This is a genomic window from Burkholderia sp. E168m23, assembly GCF_016586125.1.
GTDB lineage: Bacteria > Pseudomonadota > Gammaproteobacteria > Burkholderiales > Burkholderiaceae > Burkholderia > Burkholderia orbicola.
Window position 1 is genome coordinate 1 of sequence record NZ_BCPP01000395.1, and the last position, 6,119, is coordinate 6,119.

Genomic DNA, 6,119 nt, shown 5'->3' on the forward strand with positions numbered 1-6,119 from the left:
GAGCATGCCGATCAGCGGAATCAGCAGCGACATGTTCTCGCTCACGCCGAGTTCCTTGTGCATGTAAGTCGGCATGTACGCAAGCAGCACGTAGTTGACGACGTTCAGCGCGACGACCAGCCCGCCGAGCAGCAGCAGCGGCTTCGCATAGCGCACCAGCAGCAGCCGGATCGGCAGCGCGGCGGTGGCGTTTTTCTCGCGGCGGTGCGCCTGCTCCTCCAGCTCGCGGAACACCGGCGTTTCCTCGAGGCGCGAGCGCAGGTAGAAGCCGATCAGGCCGAGCGGCGCCGCGACCAGGAACGGCAGGCGCCAGCCCCACGCATGCATCGCCGAATCGCCGAGCAGCAGCGCGAAGCCGAGCATCAGGAACGCGCCGAGCGAGAAGCCGGCGAGCGTCGCGAATTCGAGGAAGCTGCCGCACAGGCCGCGCCGCGAATCGGGTGCGTATTCGGCGATGAAGGTCGCTGCACCGCCGTATTCGCCGCCGGTCGAGAATCCTTGCACCATGCGCAGCACGATCAGCGCGGCCGGTGCGAGCCAGCCGGCCGTCGCATAGCTCGGCAGCACGCCGACGAGCAACGTGGCGCCCGACATCGTCAGGACGGTCAGCGCGAGCACGCGCTTGCGGCCGAGCCGGTCGCCGAGCGGCCCCCAGAACAGGCCGCCGAGCGGGCGGATCAGGAACGAGATCGCGAACGTGCCGAGGGCGAACAGCGTCGCGCTCGCGGTGTTGCCGGGAAACAGCGCGGCGGAAATGTACGCGAGGCCGTACGCGTAAATGCCGTAATCGAACCATTCGGTCGCATTGCCGAGGGCGGCGGCCGCGATCGCGACCCGCGGCAGGCTGTGCGGCTCGTCGCCGCGTTGGGTGGTCGCGTCGTCGGGAATCGACGACGCGGCGGAAACGGAAGTCCACGATGGCACGTATCGCATGAGGGGTCCTCGCTATCAGCATGCGCCCGGGCGGGCGCCGACGAGGATCAAAGTAATCCCGCCAATTTGCGATGCCGGATGTCATAGGACGATGTGGGAATCGGGGTTTTCCCGCGCCGGGGCGGGGCGGCACGCGCAGGCCGTGGCCGGCTCGTCGCGGCGCCGGCCGGCGAACGGCGGTAAGCTGCGCGCTGCCACGCCGAATTCCTCGGACCGTGCCGCGCGTGGCGTCCCTTTTTTCACCCTTGATCAGGAGCGCATATCGTGGCGACCTACATCGTCTTTACGCGGGAAAGCACGCAGGACCAGCATGAGCTCGACATCTACGCGAGCCAGGTCGGCGCGACCCTTGCCGGTCATCCGGTGAAGGTGCTTGCCGCCTATGGGCCGCAGGAAATCCTCGAGGGTGAAGGCCCGGAAGGTGTCGTGATCGTCGAGTTCCCGTCGAAGGAGGCCGCGCACGCGTGGTATCGCGGCCCCGAATACCAGGCGGTCGTCCAGCACCGGTTCAAGGGCGCGCGCTATCGCGCGGTGCTGGTCGAAGGCGTCTGAGCGCGGCTGCGCGCGCCCGTTACCGCACGTGCGGCAGCAGCGCGCGCAGCCAGTACGACACGGCCACCGCGCCGCCGTCCGGCGTGCCGATCGCGCGCTCGCCGAGATAGCTGGCCCGTCCCGCGCGCGGCGTCATGCGCGTCGTTTCCTCCGCGCCTCGTTCCGCCGCTTCGACGGCCGCCGCCCATGCACTTGCGGGATCGCGATCGCCGTCGAGCGCGCGGCCGAATGCGTCGACGGCCGGCACCAGCGCATCGAGCATCGTCCGGTCGCCCGCCTGAGCGCCACCGAGTTCGCTGATCGCATCCACCGCCGCGCGGAACGCCGCGGCCCAGTCGCGCGGTGACGGCTCGGCGCTATCGGCGCCATCGGCCAGCCGGCGCGACGCGCGCAGCAGCGCGGTCGCATAGAACGGCCCGGAGCTGCCGGCGATCGCGCGGCGCAATGCGGCGCCGAGCGCCGCGAGCGCACCGGCCGGCGTGCCGTACGCGGTGTCGGGCAATTCGAGGATCGCCTGCGCGGCACGCCGCATGCTCGCGCCGAGATCGCCGTCGCCGGCTGCCGCGTCGAGATCCGTCAGCGTCTGCTCGTGGTCGATCAGCGTCTGCGCCACCGCGTGCAGCGCCGGTTGCAGGCGCGCGGCCCATGCGCGGCCGGCCGCATCGAGCGGCGGCGGCGATGCATCTTGCGACACGGCTGCGGCCATGCGAATCCGCGTGTTCACGAGGCCGCCGCCCGGCCAGGCGCGCGCTTGCGTCGGCGCGTCGAGCAGCGCCGCGCGTTCGTCGTTCAGCCGCAGCACCGAGATCGAGCAGCCCGGCATGTTCAGCGCGGACAGGAACGTGCCGGCCCATGCGCGCGCGACGACGATGCCGCGCCGGCTCAGGTTGTCGAACGCGGCGCGCAGCACGATCGCGAGCTCCATGTCCGGCGTCGCGCCGAGGCCGTTGACGAACAGCGCGACGCGTTCGTCGCGGTCGAGCACGAGATCGGCGACGATGCTCGACAGCAGCGTGTCGGCCAGCGCATCGGCCGGCAGCGGCGCGCGGCGCTCGACGCCTTTCTCGCCGTGGATGCCGAGGCCCAGCTCGATCTCGTGATCGGCGAGGCTGAAGCCCGATTTGTCTGCGCCCGGGATCGTGCAGCCGTCGAGCGCGACGCCCATCGTGCCGAGTTCGGCCGCCGCGTCGCGCGCAATGCTCGCGACGCGGGCCAGCGGCAGTCCGCGCGCGGCGGCGGCGCCCGCGAGCTTGTGGATCAGCACCGTGCCGGCGATCCCACGCCGCTGGCCGCGCTCGACGCGGCCGCGCAGCGACACGTCGTCGGCGACGATGACGGTTTCGACCGGAATGCCTTCCGCGCGCGCCAGTTCGGCGGCGAGCCCGAAATTGAGCCGGTCGCCGGTGTAGTTCTTCACGATCAGCAGCGCGCCGTTCGGGCCGGCGCTCGCGCGGATCGCGGCGAGCACGGCGTCGGTCGACGGCGACGTGAACACTTCGCCGCACACGGCGGCGCTCAGCATCCCTTCGCCGACGTAGCCGCCGTGCGCGGGCTCGTGGCCGCTGCCGCCGCCGGACAGGATCGCGACCGGCCGCTGCGACGGCTCCGGCAGCGGCTGGCGGACGAGCACGTGCTCGTCGCCGAGGATCGCGAGATGCGGCGATTGCCGTGCGATGCCTTCCAGCATTTCTCGCACGACGTCGGACGGGCGGTTCACAAGCTTTTTCATGGCGACGGATTCCGGACGGGTGAACAGGGCTCGGCCGGGCGCGCACGGGCGCCGGTCGGCTTTCGTGTTGCGGAGGATCGTGCGTGCGTCGTTGCCGGTCGCGGATGGCCGCGTAACGGGCGACCGGATGCGGGGTGGACAACGAAGCGTACGCTTCGCGCCAAGATACATCAGGTTCGGACGTTGCGGCACGGATCGCGCTGCGATGGCGTCGGGGCCGAGCGACGGCGCCCGCCGGATGCCGCTATTTCAGCGCGGTGATCGCCTTCGCGCGAATCAGCCGCGCGCGCAGCACGTTGCGGCTGATGCCGAGCAACTGCGCGGCGCGGATCTGGTTGCGGTGACTGAATTCGAACGCGACACGCATCACGGTGTCCTCGATGTGTTCGAACAGGTTGCCGTGCCCGTCGTCGAACAGTTCGCGAAGCGCATGCTCGAGCGCCGCCTGTGCATCGGCGGACGACTCGGTTGCCTGCGCGGCCACGGCCGGCACACACGGCGGCGCGATGTGCAGGTCGGTGTCCTGCAGCACGTCGTGACGGCTCACGAGCAGCGCATGATGGATCACGTTCTCCAGTTCGCGGATATTGCCGGGCCAGCCGTGTGCCTCGAGCCGGCGTTCGGCGCGCGGATCGATGCGGCGCGGGCCGCCGCCGAGCCGGTCGCGGTAAATGTCGAAGAAGTGGCGCGCGAGCGGCAGGATGTCGCACGGACGGTCGCGCAACGGCGGGACCGCGAGCTGCACGACATTGAGCCGGTAGAACAGGTCGCCGCGAAACTGTCCGGCCGTGACCGCCTGCTGCAAGTCGACGTTGGTCGCCGCGACCACACGCACGTCGACCGGAATGCCCGTGCGCGAACCGAGCCGCACGACCTCGCGCTCCTGCAGCACGCGCAGCAGTTTCACCTGCATCGCGAGCGGCAGGTCGCCGATTTCGTCGAGAAACAGCGTGCCGCCGTGCGCGGCTTCGAACCAGCCGGGCTTCGCGCTGAATGCGCCGGTAAACGCGCCTTTTTCGTGGCCGAACAGTTCGCTATCGACGAGCGTTTCGGAGAACGCGCCGCAGTTCACCGCGACGAACGGCCCGTCGCGACGGGCGCCGAGCTCGTGCACGTGCCGTGCGATCAGTTCCTTGCCGGTGCCCGTCTCGCCGACGATCAGCACGTTCGCGTCGCTCGGTGCGACGCGGCGAACCTGTTCGAGCAGCGCGAGCGAACGCGGATCGGCGAACACCTGCGCCTGGGCGCGGGCCTGCGCGTGGCGTTCGGGCAGCGTGCGCACGGGCGCCGCGGCTTGAAGGCCTGCGGGGTCGCGGGAAGCGGTAACGACACGAAGATTGAGCGGGCGCGGCGATGCGGAAATGGAAGTCATGGCGATGAACCGTTGGATGGCCGGGCAATGCGGGTCGGCTGCTGCGTGATCAGCAAAGTGTTGAACGTTTCGCCGCGCGCGAAAAGCATCGATTTCTGATAACCAAAGCGCGATTGCTGCGGAACCCGCAATGGCGCGGAAGAGCGACGGGGCAGTGACGTCGCAGCATCGAATTCAGCGCTATCGTGCGTGACGCGCTGCTGCCTGATCAGCAGCGCGTCAGCAGACCCGCTGCACCGGATTCATCGCGTGACGGAATATCGATGTGACGCGCGAACCGGAACGCTTGCCACTGCCGCGCATTTGGTCGAGCGCCATTTCTGACGGGCGATGGCGAGAAACTTCGCGGTGCAGACGAAATTTCCGTCACGCAACCGCGCCAATGGCACGCTCCTTGCTGCCCCGAACCGGTATCGCCGCATTGCGCGCGGCTTCACCACGGGAACGCATTGCATGAGCCACACCCTCAACGTCGTCGCGATATCGGGCAGCCTGCAGCGGCCGTCGCGCACGCTCGCGCTGACCGACGCGATCGTCACGGCGCTCGGCGCCGCGCTGCCGATCGAGACGCGATTGATCGAACTCGGCGAGATCGGCAGCCGGCTGGCCGGCGCGCTCACGCGTGCGCAGGTACCGCCTGATCTCGATGCGCTGATCCGCGCGATCGAGACGGCTGACGCACTCGTCGTCGCGAGCCCGGTGTATCGCGCGTCGTACACGGGCCTCTTCAAGCACCTGTTCGACCTTGTGCGCCACGACGCGCTCGTCGACGTGCCGGTGCTGCTCGCGGCCACCGGCGGCAGCGAACGCCATGCGCTGGTGATCGACCATCAGCTGCGCCCGCTGTTCAGCTTCTTCCAGGCGCGCACGCTGCCGATCGGCGTGTATGCGTCCGAAAGCGATTTCGACCAGTACCAGATCGCCAGTCCGGCGTTGCGCGAGCGCATCGCGCTCGCCGTGAATCGCGCGGTGCCGCAACTGCGTGCGCCCGTGCTTTCCGCCGCGGCCGCGTAAGCCGCTTTTTCGTTTCCCCTTCGACCAGGACACCTTCATGAGCCTTCCCGACCCTTCCGCCGATGGCGTCAAATTCGCGTACTGGGTGCCGAACGTCAGCGGCGGCCTCGTCGTCAGCACGATCGAGCAGCGCACCGACTGGAGCCTCGAATACAACCAGAAGCTCGCGCGCACGGCCGAGGCGGCCGGCTTCGACTACGCGCTGAGCCAGATCCGCTTCACGGCCGGCTACGGCGCGGAATACCAGCACGAGTCGGTGTCGTTCAGCCAGGCGCTGCTGCATGCGACGACGAAGCTCAAGGTGCTCGCCGCGATCCTGCCGGGGCCGTGGCATCCGGCCGTGGTCGCGAAGCAGCTCGCGACGATCGACCACATCTCGAACGGACGCATCGCGATCAACGTCGTGAGCGGGTGGTTCAAGGGCGAATTCACCGCGATCGGCGAGCCGTGGCTCGAGCACGACGAACGCTATCGGCGCTCGAAGGAATTCATCCAGGCGCTCAAGGGCATCTGGACCCA

General features: G+C 69.3%; 6 protein-coding genes. 3 read left to right on the plus strand and 3 right to left on the minus strand.

All coding sequences use genetic code 11. The annotated features are described in order from the left end of the window. Positions 1-933: MFS transporter (locus tag JMF90_RS20085; RefSeq protein WP_201325350.1), on the minus strand; the 933-nt coding region annotated here is incomplete at its 3' end. 264 nt (positions 934-1,197) lie between these two features. Between JMF90_RS20085 and JMF90_RS20090 the strand changes: the two genes are divergently transcribed. Further along, entirely contained in the window at positions 1,198-1,485 is a 288-nt protein-coding gene (locus JMF90_RS20090) for a DUF1330 domain-containing protein (protein WP_011549330.1), read from the plus strand. 19 nt (positions 1,486-1,504) lie between these two features. On the opposite strand, the gene dhaL is transcribed toward JMF90_RS20090, so the two are convergent. Together dhaL and JMF90_RS20100 are read right to left on the minus strand one after the other, a co-directional pair. Next, positions 1,505-3,214 (minus strand): dihydroxyacetone kinase subunit DhaL, encoded by a 1,710-nt coding sequence (gene dhaL, locus JMF90_RS20095; RefSeq protein ID WP_011549329.1) that lies wholly within the window; start codon positions 3,212-3,214, stop codon positions 1,505-1,507. A gap of 244 nt (positions 3,215-3,458) precedes the next feature. Then, positions 3,459-4,586: a sigma-54-dependent Fis family transcriptional regulator gene (locus JMF90_RS20100; RefSeq protein WP_201317216.1), complete on the minus strand. Its 1,128-nt coding sequence runs from the start codon at positions 4,584-4,586 to the stop codon at positions 3,459-3,461. Between the two features lie 453 nt (positions 4,587-5,039). On the opposite strand from JMF90_RS20100, the gene msuE reads away from it, so the two are divergent. Further along, positions 5,040-5,600: an FMN reductase gene (gene msuE / locus JMF90_RS20105; protein WP_011549327.1), complete on the plus strand. Its 561-nt coding sequence runs from the start codon at positions 5,040-5,042 to the stop codon at positions 5,598-5,600. A gap of 37 nt (positions 5,601-5,637) precedes the next feature. Further along, a partial coding sequence (locus JMF90_RS20110) for an LLM class flavin-dependent oxidoreductase (RefSeq protein ID WP_201325351.1) occupies positions 5,638-6,119 on the plus strand: 482 nt, incomplete at its 3' end.

What these genes read in the sequence shown, in the direction of transcription:
- dhaL (WP_011549329.1), bottom strand. Translation starts at nt 3,214, where the DNA reads ATGAAAAAGCTTGTGAACCGCCCGTCCGACGTCGTGCGAGAAATGCTG.
- JMF90_RS20100 (WP_201317216.1), bottom strand. Translation starts at nt 4,586, where the DNA reads ATGACTTCCATTTCCGCATCGCCGCGCCCGCTCAATCTTCGTGTCGTT.
- msuE (WP_011549327.1), top strand. Translation starts at nt 5,040, where the DNA reads ATGAGCCACACCCTCAACGTCGTCGCGATATCGGGCAGCCTGCAGCGG.